We start from the raw sequence: 19,417 nt of genomic DNA, 5'->3' as shown, positions 1-19,417 counted from the left end.
TAATTCAAAAAGCCCTTGAATTTATTCACAAAAAGAACAATCAACCCATTATATTGATCCAATAGTACGTATTTTAACGCGCGGCGAAATTTCTTCCTGTGCCAGAACATTTATAGAAGGCTGTATACGTTCTATAATACGCCTGATCGGAAGGCGTATATTTTTTGAAACCAAAATTACCGGTACTTCTCCTTGCTTGGAAGCACTATCAAGACAAAATTTAACGCGAGATACAAATTCGTTCATTTTTGACGGAGCAAAATTAATCTGTTTTTCCTCGCCTGTGTTAGACAAATGATCAAAAACAAACATCTCCCAGTCAGGGCTCAGATTCACAATTGGAATATATCCCTGAGGTCCAATAACTGATGCACTGATTTGACGAGCCAGTCTAATCCGAACATGTGCGGCTAATGCTGCAACGGTCTTCAAACCTTGGCTGCATCCTTCTTGCAAAGCTTCCAAGATACTAACCAAGTCACGGATTGACACTCGCTCCGCAAGAAGAAATTGTAATGTCCTTTGTATTACACTCACTGAAATCTGAGAAGGCACGAGATCTACAACCAGTTTCTGCTGTTCTCTAGGCATCTCATCCAGAAGTTTTTGCGTCTCCGAATAAGAAAGGAGATCCGGCATATTATCTTTAACCAATTCGGTTAAATGCGTAATAATGACACTTGCAGGATCAACAACCGTATATCCCTGAACAATAGCATTTTCACGCAGATTTTGATCTATCCATAACGCAGGCAAACTAAAAGCAGGTTCTTTTGTTTTCTCCCCATCGAGAGAGGGCTCTCCACCCCGTGGGTCCATCGCCAAAAATTTATTCAGCCTGACTTCACCATGCCCGACCTCTATTTCTTTAATAGAAACCGAATAGGAATCGGGGGGCAAAAGCAGATTATCCTGAATACGAACAGACGGAAGTACAAATCCCATATCACTTGCAATCGTTCTTCGGAGTATTTTTATTTTTTCTGTTAAACGTGTCCCCTCACCGCTGGCTATCGCCAACAAATTAAATCCTAATTCCAATCTCAACAGATCCACTTTTAGGCTTTCTGAGATTGGAACATCTGCTGAAACAGGATTTTCGGGAACTACAATAGCATCTCCGTCATTATCCGTATCGACAACTGGAGTCCGATATCTTATCCAAGCCGCCGTTCCCGCCAAAATTGCCAAAAACAAAAAAGGAAATGTAGGCAGACCTGGTATTAATGCCAAAACTACTGCCGAGCCCGAAGCCAGAGCAAGCGGTTTAGAATTGCCACCCAATTGACGGACAAGAGCAACGTCAGCTCCGCCTTCAGTCCCACCCTTTGTTACGACAATACCTGAGGCCGTAGAAACCAACAAGGCTGGAATTTGCGAAACAAGACCATCACCTATTGTCAACGTCGTAAACGAGGTAGCTGCATCTGCTATCTGCATACCATGGCGAACAACACCTATAGTTAATCCCCCTACAATGTTGATAGCGGTTATGATCAGACTAGCAATCGCGTCTCCACGCACGAATTTGGCAGCACCATCCATCGCGCCATAAAAGCCACTTTCTTCTTCAAGTTCTCTACGTTTTTTACGTGCAACAGAATCAGTAATAGCGCCAGAGGATAGTTCAGCATCAATTGCCATTTGTTTTCCTGGCATGGAATCCAGAGAAAACCTGGCCGCAACCTCGGCAATACGTCCCGAACCTTTTGTAATGACCATAAAGTTAACAACCAGAAGTATCGAGAACAAAATGGCCCCGATAACTACGTCTCCGCCCATTAAGAAGCCACCAAAAGCCGCAACAACATGACCCGCGGCGTAGGTACCTTCGTATCCGTGACTCAGAATCAAGCGCGTAGTTGCTACCTCGAGCGAAAGCCTCAGTAGGGTTGTTAGTAGAAGCAGTGTTGGGAAAGACGTGAAATCAAGCGGCTTATTTAAAAATAACGCTACCATCAGAACCAGAATGGATAACGTAACCGACAGCGATAATCCGACGTCTAAAACAAACGTCGGGAGGGGCAGAACCAGTATCGACAACAGTGCCGAAACAGAGAGAGCAAGCCCGATATCTGAGCCAGGAAGCCACTTTTTTAAAGCGAGTATGCTCTGAGGAATATTATTTGATGAAAAAATTCTTCCCATCTCGGAAGAGAAACTTTTCTTTATATTATTCATTTTTCTTCCGGTATGGTTTTTTAATTTTCTGACTTTACAATTTCAGTCATGGTTACGCCTAAACGCGTCTCATCCACCATAACCACCTCGCCTCTTGCAATTAAGCGGTTATTGACAAGAATATCGATTGGATCTCCAATCTTCCGGTCCAACTCCACCACAGCCCCCCGCCCCAGCTTCAATAATTGATTTATCGGCATTGTGGCGCGGCCCAATACTGCGCTTACTGTAACAGGGATGTCGTAAATGGCCTGCAAATCATTAGGCGTTTTATCGCCAGAAATTTCCTCTTTTGAAAACTGTTCTTTTTCTACACTGAAATCATCTTTATCCAGCATTTTTTCCTCCTATTTTTTCCTGAGAGAGCGAGAGAATTTCTGACGTTATTTCAGAAACAACTTTATCCGCATTCCGAACAAACAGACCTGTATTCCAAGAAACCTTGAAATCCCCACCTTTCTTCGCTTCATCCACAATAATATTTATTGTTTTTTGTGTGGATTCTCCAAAGTACCCTTCTATTTTTTCAGAAAACTCTTGAGAACAAGTTAATTCCAACTGGAATTTATCTTTTATGAATGAATTAATTTTTTCGATCGTTCGCTTTGCCTCTTCCATTCCATACTGCGTCAAAAGCTCCGGAAACAGATTCATAAGAATTTTCAAGAAGAAAGACGTAGCCTGCTTAGAAATATCCTTCTCTATATTTTTTATACTATCAGTTATTCCATCTATTTCTTTTTTTATTTCATTTTTATAGAAATTTTCTATGCTTGTTTTTTCATTATCAAATGCTTCCTTTCCTGATATTCTTCCTTCCTGCAGTCCTCTTTGATAAGATTCTTCTAAAATTTCATCAGATAGCTTATTAGTGTTTTCGTTCTCGATAGACGGCGATATATCGTCATTTTTTTCTATATTACCCGGCAAGACCCTATCAAAGTCCTCCGCGTACAAGATTCCAGAAGCATTATTGCCTCCTGAGAAATTGTGGACCATCAGACAATCATCTCATTTCCAGGCTGTTCTTGATCAATCAGATCAATTTCGCCTCGGTCCACAAGATCTTTCGCAATAACAAGAATTTGGTTCTGTGCAGTATCAACATCTTTTACTCGCACAGGACCCAGATCTTCAATTTCATCCACAAGAATACGACCTGCACGCTCCGACATGGAAGCAAGAAATGCCTGTCTCAATTTATCGCTTGCACCTTTAAGTGCTAGCGGAAGGCTTTCCCGAGGTATCTGATTCAGCAATACTATCAAACTCTCACTGGAAAGATTGACGAGTTCCTCGAAGGTGAACATAAGACTTTTGATCTGTTCGGCATCATCCTGGCTCCGCTCTTCCAGAGCAGTCATAAATCTACCTTCAATGCGCCTATCAAAATTGTTAAATATGTCAGCCAGAACCTCATGGCTATTCCGGTTTATTCCGCGCGGAATATTTGAAACAAATTCCGATCTCAGTGTCTTTTCAACACTTTGAAGAACGTTTTTCTGTATTGTTTCCGTTTTAAGCATTCTCATCATGATATCTAATGAAAATTCTTCCGGAAAAAGCGCCAGAACTTTAGCCGCATGCGAAGGTTTGATTCGACTCAATATAACGGCGACAGTCTGCGGGTATTCGTTTTTCAAATAATTCGCGAGAACTGTCTCCGATACATTACCGAGCTTATCCCACATTGTACGCCCGGCAGGCCCACGGATTTCTTCCATGATTGCTGCAGCCCTGTTGGCGGGAAGAGCATTTTTGAGAAGCTTTTCCGTACTTTCCAGATCTCCCACTACACCTTCAGCAGACCCCAAGCCCTGGCTAAATTCGTGGCATACTTTTTCGACGGTATTTGACGAAACAATACCCAACTGAGCCATTGCAGATGAAATTTCTCTAATTTCTTCTTCATGCATCTGCTCGAACAAACGAGAACAGTTTTCCTCGCCCAAAGCCATCATCAGAATGGCCGCTTTTTGTACGCCGGAGATATTCTTTTCCATATTCATCATCCTCCCGCTCCTTCCTGAGAAGGCATCAACCATCCCCTTACCAAGGCAATACTTTCAGATGGGTGAGTTTCCACGAGATCTACAACTTTCTGAACGGAAGAAGCTCTAATCCGCCCCTGTACTCCACTGACAGAAACAGTTTCTTCATCAACCGGTTCAGCATTCACATAAGCAGGCTCGAGCATAGGAGTTCTTGCTCTCTCGGATTGAGAGTCGGGCAAATAAACAGCTCCTTGCGAAGAAAGATTGGCGGCCGGGGTACGATCTTCAGAAGCGGCAAAATTGAGCAATTTTCCAGAGTTGGGCTCTCCAATTGGCCGGAGTAATGGGCGCACGACAAAGAACAGAACCATCGCCAGACAGGCTGCGAATAATCCAAACCTTATCGCCTCCATCTGATTTAAATGGGTGAAAAACTTGCTCCAGCCGGAAGTCTCTGGCTTCATTTCCATGTCCATATCCGTAAACTTCATGGACATCACGGTAACTACGTCACCTCTGCTCTGATCGAAGCCAACAGCACTTTTAGTCAACGCGGTCAGCCGACCAAGTTCTTCCTGGTTGCGCGGCTGCCATGACGCGTGGCCTTTTCCATCAGACTGACTGATACCATCGACCATGACGGCCATACTGATGCGGGCAATGCGTGGCTGATCCTGAACCAGGGTCCGGATTGTCTTGCTTATCTCATAGTTATTCGTTTGTTCCTGCCGGTTGCTCTGACTTCCATTCTGCTGCTGTCCCGCATTGGCATTCGGAAGATTATTTGACACCGTTGTGTTGGTAGAGCCTTGGGTATTGATGCTTTTTTCTGTCTTGGTCTGTTGCGACCTCAGAACCTGCTGGTCGGGATCATAATTTTCCTGGGTTTCCCGAACATGATCGTTATTCATGGTGACATTGGCTTCTACACGCACATGTCCAGGCCCCAGTGAAGATCCCAGTAGATCCTCGACTTCACGCGCGATACGCTGTTCAATCAATTGCCGCTGCTCTTCCGCAGACTGACCGCCGTTCGAATTTCCTTCTCCCTGCTTGAGAAGAACATGACCACGATTGTCGATCAGGGAGATATTGCGGGCGTCCAACCCGGGGACTGCTGCGGAAACCAGGTTCACGACTGCGGCAATGCTTTCTTCATCCAACCGACGTCCACCATCCATTGAAAGAAGGACGCTTGCCTGAGCATTCTGCTCGTCTGTGGAAAAAAGCTCCCTGTGACGCAGCACAAGATGCACCCTGGCATTCCGGACACCATGGATCAGACGGATTGAACGTTCCAGTTCCCCCTCGAGTGCACGAGTTTCATTGATCGTCTGTTCGAATTGCGTGGCGGTAAAGCTGTTGCCCTTGTCGAATATCTCATATCCGACAGACCCGCCTGATGGCAGGCCACTTTGAGCCAGAAGCAATCTGGCACGTGCAACGTCGTCATCAGGCACCATAATCGTGCTACCCTGATCCTGAAGACGATATTTGATATGGGCCTTTGCGAGCTGCTCTACGATTTCACCCGCTTCATGAGCTTCCAGATCACGGTAGAGCAGACCATTTGTAGCGTTGACCCCGTGAAGGACAAGCACGCCGAGCAGGAGCAGCATAGCAACACCGACGCCGCCAAGAGCAGCCAGTCGCGGAAGCCCCAATTGTTTGAGGTTTGTTAGAAGCGCTTTCACCGGCTGCTTTCTTTCCGGTTTTTCAGTGAATCGTCATACTGATACTGGCGACTCTCTTTAGAAAAACCTTCCTGCACTGCCCACATGAGCACTCACCCCTAAACCCAACTGTCGATAATGCTGATTGTGGAGCAAAAAGGTTAACGTACGCCTAACAATGGGCATTATCCGTCACTGGAATCAGGTGGCCGAAAATCCGGTCAGATCACTCATGTCAATGGTAGCATCGCCCATATCAATATTAACGCCTGTTGTTCCCTTTGAAACACCAGTGACAGTCCCCGTTATCGTGGTCGGAAGGGCAACGCTGGTACCATCAGTAGAGCTTCCCTCTACAGCAACCGCATAAGCGCCATCGCTTAACTGCGTACCGCTGTTGTTCTTGCCGTCCCATGTCCAGGTATTTGTTCCCGCAGACGCATTGACTGTTTCGGACTTCACGACCGTACCCGTACTGTCCGTTACGGCGATCGCCACATCTTCTGCCTGCGGCGCTGTAAACGACAGGGATGCGGAACTGCTCTGAAGCGGGAGGCTCGAACTGCTCGCCGTTGTCGTCTTACCGATCAGGCTGACCGCTGAAGCTATCTGGTTGTCCTGCGTCGCGGAAATCAGGCTGGTCAGATTTGTATTGGTCTCGACCTGCTGCTGAACACCGGCAAACTGAGCGAGTTCTGCGGTGAAGGAATCCGTGCTTGTTGGATTACTGGGGTCCTGATGTTGCAACTGCGTTGTAAGCAATGTGAGGAACTGATTGAAATTTCCTCCCAGAGATGAGAGCGAGCTGCTAGAACTGCTGGCGCTCGTTGACGTACTGGAAGATGCAGAGGCTGCATTTGCTGCCGCATTGCTTTTTGCGGCAGCAATAGCCTGGCTTAGAAGCGACGTGCTGGCGGTCGTTGTACCAACTGAAGAAACCATGTTTCGAATCCTATGTTAGACGGTGAGATCGACGACGCCACGCAGAAATCGGCGTTCAGGGGCTGGAGTATCAGTCGCTGATGAGGTTTCTCTTGCCTCCCCTCTTGACTGGTTAGTGCTTCCCTGCCGCTCATCCTGGGATGACATGCCCGGAAAAGAGGGTTGCGAAAGACTGATCTGGATATCCGGAGGGATGATGCTCTGCGAGGCAGTCACGGAAACGGAACTCTGCGCCAGACTTGCGAGCAATGTATCGCGGTCGTCTTTGAGTGACTGGTAGACTTCCGGGTTGTCCGTATTGATGTGAATCCGCTGCTCTCTGGCAGTCGTTTTACCAATTTCCACATAGACTTTTTCGTGGTGGCCGACATTCATTTCAATATGGGTTGTCGTGCTCCCGTTACCGCTCTTCTGATAGAGCAAAGGCTGCTGCTCGTCATGACGGGAGACCTGTTCATTATTGTCCGCCGTCTCTGAAGCATTTTCTGACTGAGCAGCATGAGACGTCTCAGTAGCTGAATCAGTAGATGTGTTCTTCGCGGATACAGAGTCCAGTTGAAATGCCGGAACGCTCTGTGCTGCAGTCGTCACATCCGATACAGTATTTTCTTTTATTTCTGCACTATCCTGTTTCTCTACTGAAAAACTGGTCTCTTTTTGAGTGGATGCTTCGATCTCACCCGTTTCTGAAGCTGACTGTGCGGTGTCAGCTAATGACGGATGGTCTTTCTGCGCCGCATCATCCGCAGCAGAGACGTTCGATCCAGCTACCGGGATATTTTCCTGTGACGATGATGCATTCTCCGTTGAATGGTCATCAACAGCGTCGGCCCCCTCACCCTGCGTCAGGGCAGGTTTTTCTGCTTCCGGCCCATCCGCAACCAAATATTTATCACTGCTCTTTGGGGCATTCGTTTGAGACGTCTTCTGCTGCCCGTCCCCGGCGATTTTCTGAGGCTGTCCCTTATTAGCTGCCATGGGACTCTTCTGAGCGGCATGGGGCGATACAGTATTCTGAGCCGTTGCACTGACCTGCTTCGCAGAAGCGGAACGCTGCTGAGAGCTGGCAGCTTCATTGCGCTTCGTGGCGGCGGCCATTTCAGCGCTGGTTTTCTGAAGCTGGGTTTGACCCTTCTCCCGGGATGGAGACGTCGCAGCTTTTATGACGCGGGGCTTGTCTGTTGAAGCTTTCTGGCTGTCATCGGCATGTGCAGGGGTTTTCTGGTGCACATAGCTTTCCAGAAAATCGCGAAAACGCTCATTCGACGCCAGCTGGGTTTGCGGCAGGGTTTCGAGCCGCCCTGCCCCCGTTGTCGTTACAACTGCGGATGTCGTGACATGTGACAAAACTGTGTGCCTCCGGATCCGCTAACAATGGGAAACCCGGGGAAACTGTTGGCACAGGAACAGTAAAGAAAGCGTTTAGCGGCCCCAAAAGCATACGCCCCCGAGAAAACCTTTTTTGCAGGCTTTCTCGGGGGCGCTAGAGCACAATGTCAGGGGCTACAGAACTGAAAGGCTCATCCCCTCAGAAACATGCAGCGAACGGCCCCTTATGCCTCAGGGATGAATCGCATCATAAGCCGGAGACCCCGCAAAAGGTCCACGTGGGATTGTGGGGGCGCTGGGGCATACAGGTGGGTTGCCTTCCAGAGCCAACGCCTGAACCGTATGCGTCGTCGTAGAGATCAGCCCCCTGACGGCCAGTTTCTGGTTCAGCCGGACACCTGCCAGAAGTTCGTCCGGCAGAATGACCGTGGTTCCATCGCGCAATTTCACGCCCGTAGGCGTGATGCCGGAGACAATTCCCTGCGTGACGGGCAGCGGCGTCATGTCATAGACGCAGGGAGCAGCCTCGGCTGCGGAGACGGACAGAGCCAGGACCAGGCTGGCGAAAACGAGCTTTTTCAATGTCGGAAATGCCTCATGCCGGTGAATACCATGGCGATCCCGGCGGCATCTGCCGCATCGATCACCTCCTGATCGCGAATTGAGCCGCCTGGCTGGATGACAGCCACAGCGCCCGCCGCAACGACGCTCTCAAGACCGTCGGCGAAGGGGAAGAAGGCGTCCGAAGCCGCGACCGAACCGGTCGTCAGCGGCGCGCGTTCTCCGGCTTCCTTCGCAGCGTCCTCGCTCTTGCGCGCTGCAATACGCGCGCTGTCCACCCGGGACATCTGTCCGGCGCCAATGCCGACCGTTGCCCCGTTACGGACATAGATGACAGCGTTTGACTTCACGTGTTTTGCGACACGGAACGCAAACAGCAGATCCTTCATTTCCTGAGCCGTCGGTGCGCGTTTGGTCACGACCTTCAGATCGGCTTCCGTCACACGGCCCGCATCACGGGTCTGAGCCAGAAAGCCACCCGCGACGGAACGAAACACCAGCCCTTCGGCAGCAGGATCCGGCACGCCCTGCGTCAGCAGCAGACGCAGGTTCTTCTTGCGCGACAGGACCTCGACCGCTTCCGCATCGGCATCGGGAGCCACGATCACTTCGGTGAAGATCTTGCTGATCCTCTGGGCCGTAGCGCCGTTCAGCGTCCGGTTAACTGCAACGATGCCGCCGAAAGCCGAGACCGGATCACAGCGCAGGGCCGCGATCCACGCCTGTTCCAGAGTAGTGGCAGAAGCCACGCCACAAGGATTGGCGTGCTTGACGATCACGACCGTCGGTTCATCGAACTCGGCGACGGCTTCGAACGCGGCGTCCGTGTCGTTGATGTTGTTGTAGCTCAGGGCCTTTCCCTGAACCTGACGCGCACTTGCAACGCCCGGACGCTGGCTGCCGTCGCGATAGAAGGCGGCCTTCTGGTGCGGGTTCTCACCATAGCGCAGCAGATCATCGCGGGTACCGCTCAGGGTCAGGACAGGGGGAAGGATCTCACCGGCCTGTTTCGCGAACCAGCGGGAGATCATGCTGTCATAGGCGGCCGTATGCGCATAGGCGGAAGCTGCGTAATCACGACGTTCCGCCAGAACCGTGCCACCCTGTTCCAGCGAGGCGATGACAGCCGCATACTGACGCGGATCGGTCAGGATCGTGACGTGATCGAAGTTCTTGGCCGCAGCGCGAATCATGGCCGGACCGCCGATATCGATGTTCTCGATGCAGTCCTCGTCCCCTGCCCCCGATGCGACGGTCGCGGCAAAAGGATAGAGGTTCACACAGACCAGATCGATCGGCGCGATATTGTGCTCGGCCATCTGCGCGACATGGGCCGGAAGGTCGCGGCGTCCGAGGATGCCGCCATGCACCTGCGGGACGAGGGTCTTGACCCGGCCGTCCAGGATTTCAGGAAAACCGGTATGCTCCGAGACATCCTTGACTGTCAGACCCGCTTCACGAAGGGCCTTTGCAGACCCTCCCGTCGAAAGCAGTTCCGCACCTTGGGCGGCGAGCGCACGCCCCAGTTCGATCAGTCCCGTCTTGTCAGAAACGGAGAGGAGGGCGCGACGGACGGGGAGTCGGGTCTCAGTCATGATGAGAATGAAATATCCTTCAAAACATGTCCGCGCAACCGCGAGTGATGCGCAGAGGGAGGAACATGACCCGGAACAGGGCCATTACCGGAAAACCCTGCCCAACCCAGAAGGCAGAGAATGGGCACAAGAAGCATGATTTCTCCGATCCTGCCAGTCCGGACATAAGGCCAGAGCGAGAGTCGTGAACGGCTGAGAGGCGCGAAGAGCTGACACCCGCCTGTCGGAAGGTCAGCCGCGATATGCGTCCCTGCCCCCAGCAGAAGCGCGCCCCAGGGCCCACGCAGGCTTTCGGGTCCCATCAGCCCGTTCAGCACGGCCGCGGCCAGAAGCAGCATTACGCCGGAATGTGTAAGGCCACGATGACCAAAGGTCTTTGCCAGAAAACGGGAGAGGAATTTCAGCCGGCTGCCGAGCATGGAGCGTTCGGTATCGATGTCTGGCAGAAGACTGCCCAGCAGTCCCGTGCAGACGGAGAGCGGTTCAGGCGACAGGATGTGCCAGCGCATTGCGCACAGCACGGCAAAGCCGCCAATCAGCAGATGGGAACGTCCGGTCACGCGCCCTGTATGGTCTGCTTCGACGTGTTTCGCAAACCATTTGTTCACAAAACGTTCACGGATGCCGCAACATTCTGACAGCATCCGCAAAATGCTTCGAAGATCAGACCGTAAAGAGTGCCGCAGCCGTGGCGCGCTGACGGACCTTGTCCGCATCGAACGTGCCGGCCGTCACCCAGGACCCACCGACGCAGGCCACGGACGGAAGGGCGAGCCAATCCGGCGCGCTCTCTTCCGTAATGCCGCCTGTGGGGCAGAAGCGGACATTGCTACCGAAAACACTGGCCAAGCTCTTGAGCGCGGGAATGCCACCATTCGTCACGGCCGGGAAGAACTTGAAGCGCGACAGCCCCAGATCCAGACCGCGCATGATGTCGCCCGCATTGGCAATGCCCGGCAGGAACGGGACGTCATGCTCGACCGACGCCTTTGCCAGCGCTTCTGTCAGACCGGGGCTGACGATGAAGCGCGCGCCCGCCTTCACGGCACGGTCCATGTCGGACGGATTCAGCACCGTTCCCGCACCGACAAGCGCACCCGGCACTTTCGACATTTCCTCAATGGCTTCAAGGGCGCAGGGCGTGCGCAGCGTGACTTCCAGCGTGGACAGTCCGCCAGCCACCAGAGCCTCGGCCATCGGTCGGGCCAGCGTCACGTCATTGACCACCAGCACCGGCATGACCGGACAGCGGCTCATGACGGCGTCGAGTTTGGCAGTATCGAGCATGAGAAATCTTCCTTAGTGAATGTCGTCGCCAACGGCTTCGATCACGCGATCCACCTGGGCCAGCATCGCGGATCCGCCAGCTTCAGCCGGATCATGCACCGAACGCATCAGCGCGAACAGCTCACGGCCCGTTCCCAAAGCCGGGAGTGGCGGCGGAACCGGCTTGCGGCTCTCCCATTCGGCGGCGTCCACCAGAGCCTCGATCTGTCCCGTGACGGCGCAGACACGGATCATGTCGCCGTCCCGCACGCGGGCGATCGGTCCGCCAACCTGCGCTTCGGGACCAACATGAATGGCGGCCGGGACCTTGCCGCTCGCACCGGACATGCGCCCATCCGTCAGCAGAGCCACCTTGAAGCCGCGATCCTGAAGAACACCCAGAGTCGGGGTCAGCTTGTGAAGTTCCGGCATGCCGTTGGCTTCCGGTCCCTGGAACCGGACGACCACAACGACATCACGCTCCAGCTCACCGTTCTGATAGGCCGTGATGACGTCATGCTGGTCCTGGAAGACCCGTGCCGGCGCTTCAACGGTCAGATGCTCGGGCGCGATGGCGCTGCTCTTGTAGATCGCGCGGCCCAGATTGCCCGTCATCAGGCGCATACCACCATCGGGCCGGAAAGGCGCAGTAACATCACGCAGGATATCGGCGTCCGTGGACGGCTTTGCATGGCTGTAGACAAGCTCGTCGCCTTCGAGCGACGCGCGGCGGGCATAATCGGAGAAACCGCCGCGAGAGACCGTCAGGATGTCCTTGTGCAGCATACCGGCGCGCGTGAGTTCGGCGATTACGGTCGGCATGCCACCCACGCGGTTGAACGCGTTCACGTCCTCGGAACCGCTCGGATAAACACGGGTGATCAGCGGCACCGCGGATGACAGGCGACTGATGTCTTCCCAGTCGATCAGGATACCGGCAGCCCGGGCGATGGCGGGCAGATGGATCGAATGGTTGGTTGAGCCCCCCGTCGCCAGCAGCCCGACGGCCGCGTTCACGATGGCTTTTTCATCCACGCAATGGGCGAGCGGACGGACATCCTCGCCATTCAGGCCGATTTCGGCCAGACGGTGGATACCCAAGCGCGTCATGGCCTGACGCAGCTTCGTGTTGGGATTGATGAAGGCCGAGTCCGGCATCATCAGCCCCATGATCTCGACCATCATCTGGTTCGTATTGGCCGTGCCATAGAACGTGCAGGTGCCCGGGCTGTGATAGGAGGCGTTTTCCGCTTCCATCAGTTCGTCCTGCCCGACCTTGCCCTGCACATAGAGCTGGCGGATGCGCTGCTTTTCCTTGTTCGGAAGACCGGACGGCATCGGACCCGCCGGGATGAGCATGGCCGGCAGATGGCCGAAGCGCAGGGCGCCCATCAGAAGGCCCGGCACGATCTTGTCGCAGATGCCCAGCAGCGCCACGCCTTCAAACATGCCGTGGCTCAGCCCGACCGCCGTGGACATGGCGATCACGTCACGGGAGAACAGGGAGAGCTCCATGCCCTCCTGCCCCTGCGTCACACCGTCGCACATGGCTGGCGCGCCGCCTGCAACCTGGGCCGTCGCACCGACTTCACGGGCGAACAGCTTGATCTGTTCGGGATAGCGGCCATACGGCTGATGCGCCGAGAGCATGTCGTTATAAGTCGTGATGACGCCGATATTGGTCCCGGTGGGACGCATCAGATCCGGCTTGTCGGGACTGGACGCCGCGATGGCATGCGCCAGATTACCGCAGGCCAGCTTGGGCCGGAGCACACCCTTGGCGCGGTTGCGCTCCATCAGGGCGAGATACCGGCGACGGGAGACTTTTGAACGCTCGATGATACGGGCAGTCACGCTCTCGACGACGGGATTCAGAGACATCTGGAAATACTCGCTACTCGGCTGATGCCTGCGATGCGTTCAGGAAAGGCCGATCTTTCCGGCGCAAGGCACGGTATCGTGATTGAGGCATCGTACATACGAAAAGCCCCCTTCCAGAGCAAGCCATCCGCAAATGAAAACCTCAATATTCTCATTTTTATTTCAATGCATCACGCGATAAGGTCTTTTAGTTCTAAAAATAACACCACAAAAGCAACAATACGAATTAGATGTGTGAATACCGGTTTTCAGAAATCCCATCCGCCCCGCACGAAAAATGACGCGCCGCCCTGGAAGGGGCGGCAAAAGAAACTCGCAAGAACCACAGTCACTAAATGATCGTTAATTTGCCCGTTCCGTCATCATGAAATATCCATGAGAGTCAGAACCGAATATTCACGGAGACGATATATGAAATTCATTCCCGCCACGGCTGCGATTTCAGCCCTTATCTGCGCAACACCTCTGGCTGGCGCCGCTTCACTTCACTCACACTGGGAGCAGTTCAAGGCACACCGGGCTTTTCATCATCTTTCCGCTGATGGACAGCGCGCCTTTCAGGATATCATGAACGCGCGCGACATCCTGCAGACGGGTGGCAAGACCGAAGCCGCCATCCCGGCACTTTATGACGCCCAGAAGCGCCTCGCTGCTGCTGAAAAGAGCGACAAGAAGTTTCAGGCCGCCGAAAACGATCTGCACCCTGCCCCGCAGCATCCCGTTGCAGCAAACCATCAACCCGTCGTGGGACAGACCGACTGGCTCCCGGTTGGCGGTGAGTTCATCGTGAACGAAACCCTTGCTCCCGAAAAGAAGACGGCGGTTGCCTCGGCAAATGCACAGCTGAAATCCGGCAATACGGATCAGGCCGCTGAAACCATGAAGGTCGTCGGCGAAGATACGGACTTCATTCTGGCTCTTGCTCCCATCATGCCGGTCCAGGGCGCGGTCTATCGTGCGACCGTGTTCACGGAAGGCCATCACCCGCAGGAAGCTGTTGATGCGCTGAATCAGGCTCTGGATTCGGTGATCTTCGTTTCCGAAAACGCCGTTGAATCACAGGCTCCCGCCACCGCGGCTCCGGCTCCGGCTCCGGCTCCGGCTCCGGCTCCGGCTCCGGCTCCGGCATCTGCCAAGAAGTAATCTTCACGACACTGTCTTCAGACAGAAAAAGCGCGGCAGGTCAGACCTGAAGCGCTTTTTTTGTGCCTGTTTTTCAGGCTATCTCAGCTCCAGGCGGAACCCTGTACCGGAAGCAGGATCGCATTTTCCATGGCGAGCAGATCACCGCCAATCTTCGGAGGCCACACACCGCTGGCTATGGCCTGCGCCCGGATCTCCAGACGGGCATTCATGTCCGCATACGGCCAGATATGCGCGAGCCTGGGTGTTCCTTCAATCGAGATCATCCCGCAAAGCAGCGGGGAGAGTTCCAGCCGTACCGGAACCGCAGCGGCAAAAGCCTCTTCCACGTTCCCGACCTGCCCAAGCTTCAGATCGTAGCAGCGCCATTCATAGAGGCTGCCGTGCTCCCCGGCTGGAAGCAGCGGGGAAATGATACGCCAGCTTGTCACCGCGACATTCTGAACGGGTTCTTCAGGAATGGCTGCAAGCACATCCGGACGCCCTTCCAGAAGAGCATCATAGGTATCTGCCGTCCGGAAAAGAACAACCCGGTTCAGGACACCGATCTCGCTCACCCAGACGGCGAGCCCGTCACGGCCCGTGAGAGCAGAAACCACCTGCGGCATCTGTCCGATGCGGACATCGAGAACGATGGTTTCTGCGTAACTCATGGGCTGTCTCCGGTTTATTTCCCTGCCCGCTGGGCAGCGACAAAGTTTTCCAGCCAGTGGATCGTATAATCCCCCTTCTGGAAAGACGGGTCCGCCAGAATCTTCTGATGCAGCGGAATAACCGTCTTCACACCGTCAACCACGCATTCGTCCAGGGCACGCTGCATGCGGGCAATGGCTTCGGCGCGGGTCGGAGCGTGAACGATCAGCTTGGCGATCATGCTGTCGTAATAAGGCGGGATGCGATAGCCAGCGTAAATGGCGCTGTCCATACGAACACCCAGTCCACCCGGAGCATGTAACACCTTGATCGTGCCGGGACTCGGCATGAAGGTTTCCGGATCTTCGGCGTTGATACGGCACTCGATGGCATGGCCGGACATCCTGACGTCCGCCTGCGTGTAACCAAGCGGTTCACCGGATGCGATGCGGATCTGCTCGCGCACGAGATCCACGTTACAGACCATCTCCGTCACCGGATGCTCGACCTGAAGGCGCGTGTTCATCTCGATGAAGCAGAACTGACCGTCCTGATACAGGAACTCAAGCGTTCCGGCATTGCGGTAGCCCATGCGTGAGAGGGCCTCGGTCGCGGTACGGCCGATTTCCTCACGCTCGGCATCCGTCAGGGCCGGCGAACCGGCCTCTTCCAGCAGCTTCTGGTGACGACGCTGGAGCGAGCAGTCACGCTCACCGAAATGCACGACATTGCCATGCGCATCACCGAGGATCTGAAGCTCGATATGACGCGGGCGGTTCATGTACTTCTCGAGATAGACCTCGTCGTTGCCGAAGGCCGCACGGGCTTCGGCACGCGCCACGGACCAGGCTTCCTCGATATCGTCTGCCGTCTGCGCCACCTTCATCCCGCGACCACCACCACCGGCGGCAGCCTTGATCAGGACCGGATAGCCGACCTGTTCAGCGACTTCACGGGCGGCCTGAAGATCCGGCAGGGCACCATCGGAGCCCGGAACCAGCGGCACACCAAGCGCGCGCATGGTCGTCTTGGCCGTAATCTTGTCGCCCATCGTGCGGATGTGCTCGGCCGTCGGGCCGATGAACGCAAGGCCGTGTTCTTCCACGGTCTCGGCAAATTCGGCGTTTTCCGACAGGAAGCCATAGCCCGGATGAATGGCGTCCGCCCCCGTGATCGTCGCAGCCGAAAGAATGGCTGCGACATTCAGGTACGAGTCACGCGCACTCGGCGGACCGATGCAGACGGCTTCATCGGCCAGACGCACATGCATTGCATCGGCGTCGGCCGTCGAATGCACGGCAACGGTTTTGATGCCCATCTCGCGGCAGGCGCGCTGGATACGCAGCGCGATCTCGCCCCGGTTGGCAATAAGGACCTTGGAAATCATTACTCGATGATCGCCAGGGCTTCGCCGAATTCGACCGGTTGCCCGGATTCGACAAGGAGCTTGGTCAGCGTGCCGGCGCGGGGCGCCTTGATCTGGTTGAAGGTCTTCATGGCTTCGATGAGCATGATGGTCTGACCTGCGGCAACCGCCTGGCCTTCAACGGCAAATGGGGGAGATGCCGGATCCGGCGTCAGATAAGCCACACCGACCATCGGGCTCGGGACCATGCCCGGATGCTTGGCCGGATCTGCCGGAGCGGCGACGGGCACAGCGGCGACCGGAGCAACAGGGGCCACAGGTGCAGCGGCCGGAGCAGCAGCCTGGACCACGCTGACATTGCGGGCCACACGGATCCGGCTTTCAGCTTCGGAAATCTCGATTTCGGTCAGGCCGGTTTCCGTCAGAATATCGGCCAATGCCCGAATGGCATCCTTGTCCACGAGCATACGGCTCATCCTTCGTCTTCGATCATGTCGGTTATTGCCTGAAGCGCGTGCGCGTATCCCCTGACGCCGAGGCCGCAGATCACGCCGATGGCGGCCTGCGAGACGTAGGTGTGATGACGGAACGGCTCCCTGCGATGGATATTGGAAATATGAACCTCAACCACGGGCAGTTCGACCGCAAGAAGCGCATCGAGCAGGGCAATCGAGGTATGCCCGTAAGCGGCAGGATTGATCACGATTCCGTCTGCACGGCCGCGACATTCCTGCACCCAGGACACGAGCTCACCCTCTCCGTTCGTCTGGCGGAAATCAATGGCGACATCAAGCCGTTCGGCAGCCTGAATGCACACCTGCTCAACGTCATCGAGCGTGGCGTGACCATAGATTCCGGGCTGGCGAAGACCCAGCATGTTGAGATTCGGACCGTTGAGAACGGTGATCAGAGGGCGTTTCATCTGGCCGCGCGATAGCACTTTCGGAGCCGTCATGAAAGCGTCATTGCCCTATTGCTGCCGTCTTCAGGGTGTCCAAAAGAGGACAGGGCCGCATTTTTGTGCTATCTGGTGCGATCTGAGCCCGTCCCGTCCACTGGAGAAGAACCTGATATAGTGCGCTTTGATCTGTCTGTCCTTCGCAATCCCATACGTTGCATTCCCCTGCGCAGCATGACGTTCGCCGTGGCGCTTGCCGGGCTGGCCAGTCATCACGCCGCTCACGCGAGCGACGATTCTGCCGCTGATGGAACGCCGAAGACGAGCTGGGCAGACTCCGTTCGGGCCGCACTTGCAAACCGTGCCCACCAGGCCGCTCACACCTGGTCCCAGCATGGCATGGCGAGCTGGTATGGACGGCATTTTCATGGACGGCGCACGGCCAGCGGGACGACATTCAACACCAACGATCTGACAGCAGCACATCCTTCCCTGCCCCTCGGCACGAAACTTCTCGTGACATCCCAGGATACAGGACGCTCCGTCGTGGTGACAGTCAATGATCGTGGGCCTTTCAACAGCCGCATCATCGACCTGTCCCATGCCGCCGCCGCAAAGATCGGTATGCTCGGCGCGGGCACGGCCCATGTCACGATTGCGAAGATGACGGATATTGCGCCGTCCATGCATCCCGCCACAGAGCCGGAAGTGGCCGAGGCGGATCCGTCGGATACGAGCGCGCAGGCCATTCAGGCCGCAGGAACCAGCATCGCCCCCGTCTCACGGCACGGCAGCGGCACACATCGTACGCCGCACCACCATCACTGATCTTTACGGCGGCCTGACCTGACTGTCAGGCTGCGCCGGTCTGAGGGGGGACTTCCTGACTCTGACCGGCCCGGGCTTCGAGGCTGGCATTCAGTTCCGCCCCGAACAGAACGACATACGCACTCACGAAAAACCACATCATGATGGCAGCCACGGCACCAAGCGGCCCGTAGGTTGCGCCGTAGCTCGCGAAATGCGCGACATACCATGAAAAGCCGAGCGACGTGATGACCCACAAAATGGTCGCCAGTGCCGAACCTGGAAAAATCCAGCGCCACTGCGTATGCACACGGCAGGGTGCAAAGCGGTAGAGCAGCGTCACCGCGATGAAGACGAACAGCAGCATCAGAAGCGGCGCGAGCGTGTGCACGACCATCGGCGCGCCGTAAGAGAGCAGCAGATCAACCGGAAATGGCGGATCGCTCAGGAAACTGACATGACGCGGCAGATAATCCACCAGTGCCGGTGCGGCCACCATCAGGGCCAGTGTCAGCGCAGCCCCCAGAATAGCCGTCAGCGTAGTGGACAGTGCGATGGCCTGGAACTTCAGGAAGCTCCGGGTTTCCTGGGCATTATAGGCCATGTTGAGCGCGGAAAGGATCGACTTCGTGCTCGCCGAGGCTGACCACAGGGCGACCGCGAGCGAGAAGATCAGCCCGATCGTCAGGGATGAATGAGGCTGGGAAATCAGTTCGTGAATCCGGTCCCCGATCAGGTCATAAGCCGAGGGCGGCAGCAGATGGCGGAGGACTTCGAGCTGAGGCTCGACTGTCTGAAGATCAAAGGCCAGACCGTAGAGGGAGATCAGGCTGGAAATGGCCGGAAAAAGGGAAAGCGTGGCATAGAAGGCGCACCCCGCAGCCGACAGCGATGTCTGGCTTGAGCCCACTTCGGCGAACAGATGCTTCGCGATGACGCGCCAGGCCGCATGGTGCAGCCGGTCCGGAGACGATGTGCCGTCCGGATCAACCATGCCGGCCACGACAGGTGTGTGTCCGGTTTCCGAAGGTACGGCACGTCCCGACACGGTTCGGGAACCGGAGAGGGTCGCAGATTCGGGGGTCAAACTCACGCAGGGTGTCCTCGGCAGTTTCCTGTTGGGGGCAGCAGTCTTGGCGTCTTTGCCG

Annotated in this window: 19 protein-coding genes; 2 read left to right on the top strand and 17 right to left on the bottom strand. The window is 55.1% G+C overall.

Annotated elements, in window-relative coordinates; genetic code table 11:
- Nucleotides 1-48: 48 nt before the first annotated feature.
- From flhA to edd, 12 genes are all read right to left on the bottom strand, one after another.
- On the bottom strand, nucleotides 49-2,148 hold the full coding sequence (flhA, locus tag GFJ39_RS08315; RefSeq protein ID WP_153430904.1) for a flagellar biosynthesis protein FlhA: 2,100 nt from the start codon (nucleotides 2,146-2,148) through the stop codon (nucleotides 49-51).
- A gap of 53 nt (nucleotides 2,149-2,201) precedes the next feature.
- A complete protein-coding gene (gene fliN, locus GFJ39_RS08310; RefSeq protein WP_062447501.1) occupies nucleotides 2,202-2,519 on the bottom strand; it encodes a flagellar motor switch protein FliN in 318 nt (105 codons plus the stop codon).
- A complete protein-coding gene (locus GFJ39_RS08305) occupies nucleotides 2,509-3,180 on the bottom strand; it encodes a hypothetical protein (RefSeq protein ID WP_153430897.1) in 672 nt (223 codons plus the stop codon). Before GFJ39_RS08305 ends, fliN begins: the two co-directional genes overlap by 11 nt.
- Nucleotides 3,180-4,193 (bottom strand): flagellar motor switch protein FliG, encoded by a 1,014-nt coding sequence (locus tag GFJ39_RS08300; RefSeq protein WP_153430896.1) that lies wholly within the window; start codon nucleotides 4,191-4,193, stop codon nucleotides 3,180-3,182. Before GFJ39_RS08300 ends, GFJ39_RS08305 begins: the two co-directional genes overlap by 1 nt.
- On the bottom strand, nucleotides 4,190-5,869 hold the full coding sequence (fliF, locus tag GFJ39_RS08295) for a flagellar basal-body MS-ring/collar protein FliF (RefSeq protein WP_325062885.1): 1,680 nt from the start codon (nucleotides 5,867-5,869) through the stop codon (nucleotides 4,190-4,192). The genes GFJ39_RS08300 and fliF overlap by 4 nt, the downstream gene beginning before the upstream one ends.
- Before the next feature lie 180 nt (nucleotides 5,870-6,049).
- Nucleotides 6,050-6,790 (bottom strand): flagellar hook assembly protein FlgD, encoded by a 741-nt coding sequence (locus tag GFJ39_RS08290; RefSeq protein WP_153430895.1) that lies wholly within the window; start codon nucleotides 6,788-6,790, stop codon nucleotides 6,050-6,052.
- A gap of 15 nt (nucleotides 6,791-6,805) precedes the next feature.
- The gene (locus tag GFJ39_RS08285) at nucleotides 6,806-8,137 is read right to left on the bottom strand and encodes a flagellar hook-length control protein FliK (protein ID WP_153430894.1); all 1,332 of its coding nucleotides are present in this window, start codon (nucleotides 8,135-8,137) and stop codon (nucleotides 6,806-6,808) included.
- A 213-nt stretch (nucleotides 8,138-8,350) separates the two neighbouring features.
- A complete protein-coding gene (locus GFJ39_RS08280) occupies nucleotides 8,351-8,701 on the bottom strand; it encodes a hypothetical protein (protein WP_153430893.1) in 351 nt (116 codons plus the stop codon).
- Nucleotides 8,698-10,275 carry a bifunctional phosphoribosylaminoimidazolecarboxamide formyltransferase/IMP cyclohydrolase gene (gene purH / locus GFJ39_RS08275; RefSeq protein WP_153430892.1) on the bottom strand — a complete coding sequence of 526 codons (1,578 nt, stop codon included), beginning with the start codon at nucleotides 10,273-10,275 and terminating at the stop codon, nucleotides 8,698-8,700. Before purH ends, GFJ39_RS08280 begins: the two co-directional genes overlap by 4 nt.
- Entirely contained in the window at nucleotides 10,272-10,835 is a 564-nt protein-coding gene (locus GFJ39_RS08270) for a metal-dependent hydrolase (RefSeq protein ID WP_325062884.1), read from the bottom strand. Before GFJ39_RS08270 ends, purH begins: the two co-directional genes overlap by 4 nt.
- 103 nt (nucleotides 10,836-10,938) lie before the next feature.
- Nucleotides 10,939-11,562 (bottom strand): bifunctional 4-hydroxy-2-oxoglutarate aldolase/2-dehydro-3-deoxy-phosphogluconate aldolase, encoded by a 624-nt coding sequence (gene eda / locus GFJ39_RS08265; RefSeq protein ID WP_153430891.1) that lies wholly within the window; start codon nucleotides 11,560-11,562, stop codon nucleotides 10,939-10,941.
- A gap of 12 nt (nucleotides 11,563-11,574) precedes the next feature.
- Nucleotides 11,575-13,422, bottom strand: coding sequence for a phosphogluconate dehydratase (gene edd, locus GFJ39_RS08260; RefSeq protein ID WP_153430890.1), 1,848 nt, complete (start codon nucleotides 13,420-13,422; stop codon nucleotides 11,575-11,577).
- 411 nt (nucleotides 13,423-13,833) lie between these two features.
- Here edd and GFJ39_RS08255 point away from each other — a divergent pair, with 411 nt between their 5' ends.
- On the top strand, nucleotides 13,834-14,565 hold the full coding sequence (locus tag GFJ39_RS08255; protein ID WP_153430889.1) for a YfdX family protein: 732 nt from the start codon (nucleotides 13,834-13,836) through the stop codon (nucleotides 14,563-14,565).
- 83 nt (nucleotides 14,566-14,648) lie between these two features.
- Here the strand turns inward: GFJ39_RS08255 and GFJ39_RS08250 are convergent, their stop codons facing one another.
- Genes GFJ39_RS08250 through aroQ form a run of 4 tightly spaced genes read right to left on the bottom strand, consistent with a single transcriptional unit; the run spans nucleotide 14,649 to nucleotide 17,486 of the window.
- Nucleotides 14,649-15,218: an NIPSNAP family protein gene (locus GFJ39_RS08250; RefSeq protein WP_153430888.1), complete on the bottom strand. Its 570-nt coding sequence runs from the start codon at nucleotides 15,216-15,218 to the stop codon at nucleotides 14,649-14,651.
- 14 nt (nucleotides 15,219-15,232) lie between these two features.
- Complete coding sequence (gene accC, locus GFJ39_RS08245; protein WP_153430887.1) at nucleotides 15,233-16,585, bottom strand: acetyl-CoA carboxylase biotin carboxylase subunit; 1,353 nt, start codon at nucleotides 16,583-16,585, stop codon at nucleotides 15,233-15,235.
- Complete coding sequence (locus tag GFJ39_RS08240; protein ID WP_153430886.1) at nucleotides 16,585-17,040, bottom strand: acetyl-CoA carboxylase biotin carboxyl carrier protein; 456 nt, start codon at nucleotides 17,038-17,040, stop codon at nucleotides 16,585-16,587. The genes accC and GFJ39_RS08240 overlap by 1 nt, the downstream gene beginning before the upstream one ends.
- Nucleotides 17,037-17,486: a type II 3-dehydroquinate dehydratase gene (gene aroQ, locus GFJ39_RS08235; protein ID WP_041112562.1), complete on the bottom strand. Its 450-nt coding sequence runs from the start codon at nucleotides 17,484-17,486 to the stop codon at nucleotides 17,037-17,039. The genes GFJ39_RS08240 and aroQ overlap by 4 nt, the downstream gene beginning before the upstream one ends.
- 153 nt (nucleotides 17,487-17,639) lie before the next feature.
- Between aroQ and GFJ39_RS08230 the strand changes: the two genes are divergently transcribed.
- Nucleotides 17,640-18,290: a septal ring lytic transglycosylase RlpA family protein gene (locus GFJ39_RS08230; RefSeq protein WP_325062883.1), complete on the top strand. Its 651-nt coding sequence runs from the start codon at nucleotides 17,640-17,642 to the stop codon at nucleotides 18,288-18,290.
- A 25-nt stretch (nucleotides 18,291-18,315) separates the two neighbouring features.
- Here the strand turns inward: GFJ39_RS08230 and GFJ39_RS08225 are convergent, their stop codons facing one another.
- Nucleotides 18,316-19,362 (bottom strand): YihY/virulence factor BrkB family protein, encoded by a 1,047-nt coding sequence (locus tag GFJ39_RS08225; RefSeq protein WP_407645879.1) that lies wholly within the window; start codon nucleotides 19,360-19,362, stop codon nucleotides 18,316-18,318.
- Nucleotides 19,363-19,417: the final 55 nt, after the last annotated feature.

The sequence above is a fragment of the Gluconobacter aidae genome, from assembly GCF_009547075.1.
In the GTDB taxonomy this organism is placed as follows: Bacteria; Pseudomonadota; Alphaproteobacteria; order Acetobacterales; family Acetobacteraceae; genus Gluconobacter; species Gluconobacter aidae.
The sequence above is the reverse complement of the archived record's forward strand: the minus strand, read 5'-3'. Positions and strand labels throughout refer to the sequence as shown.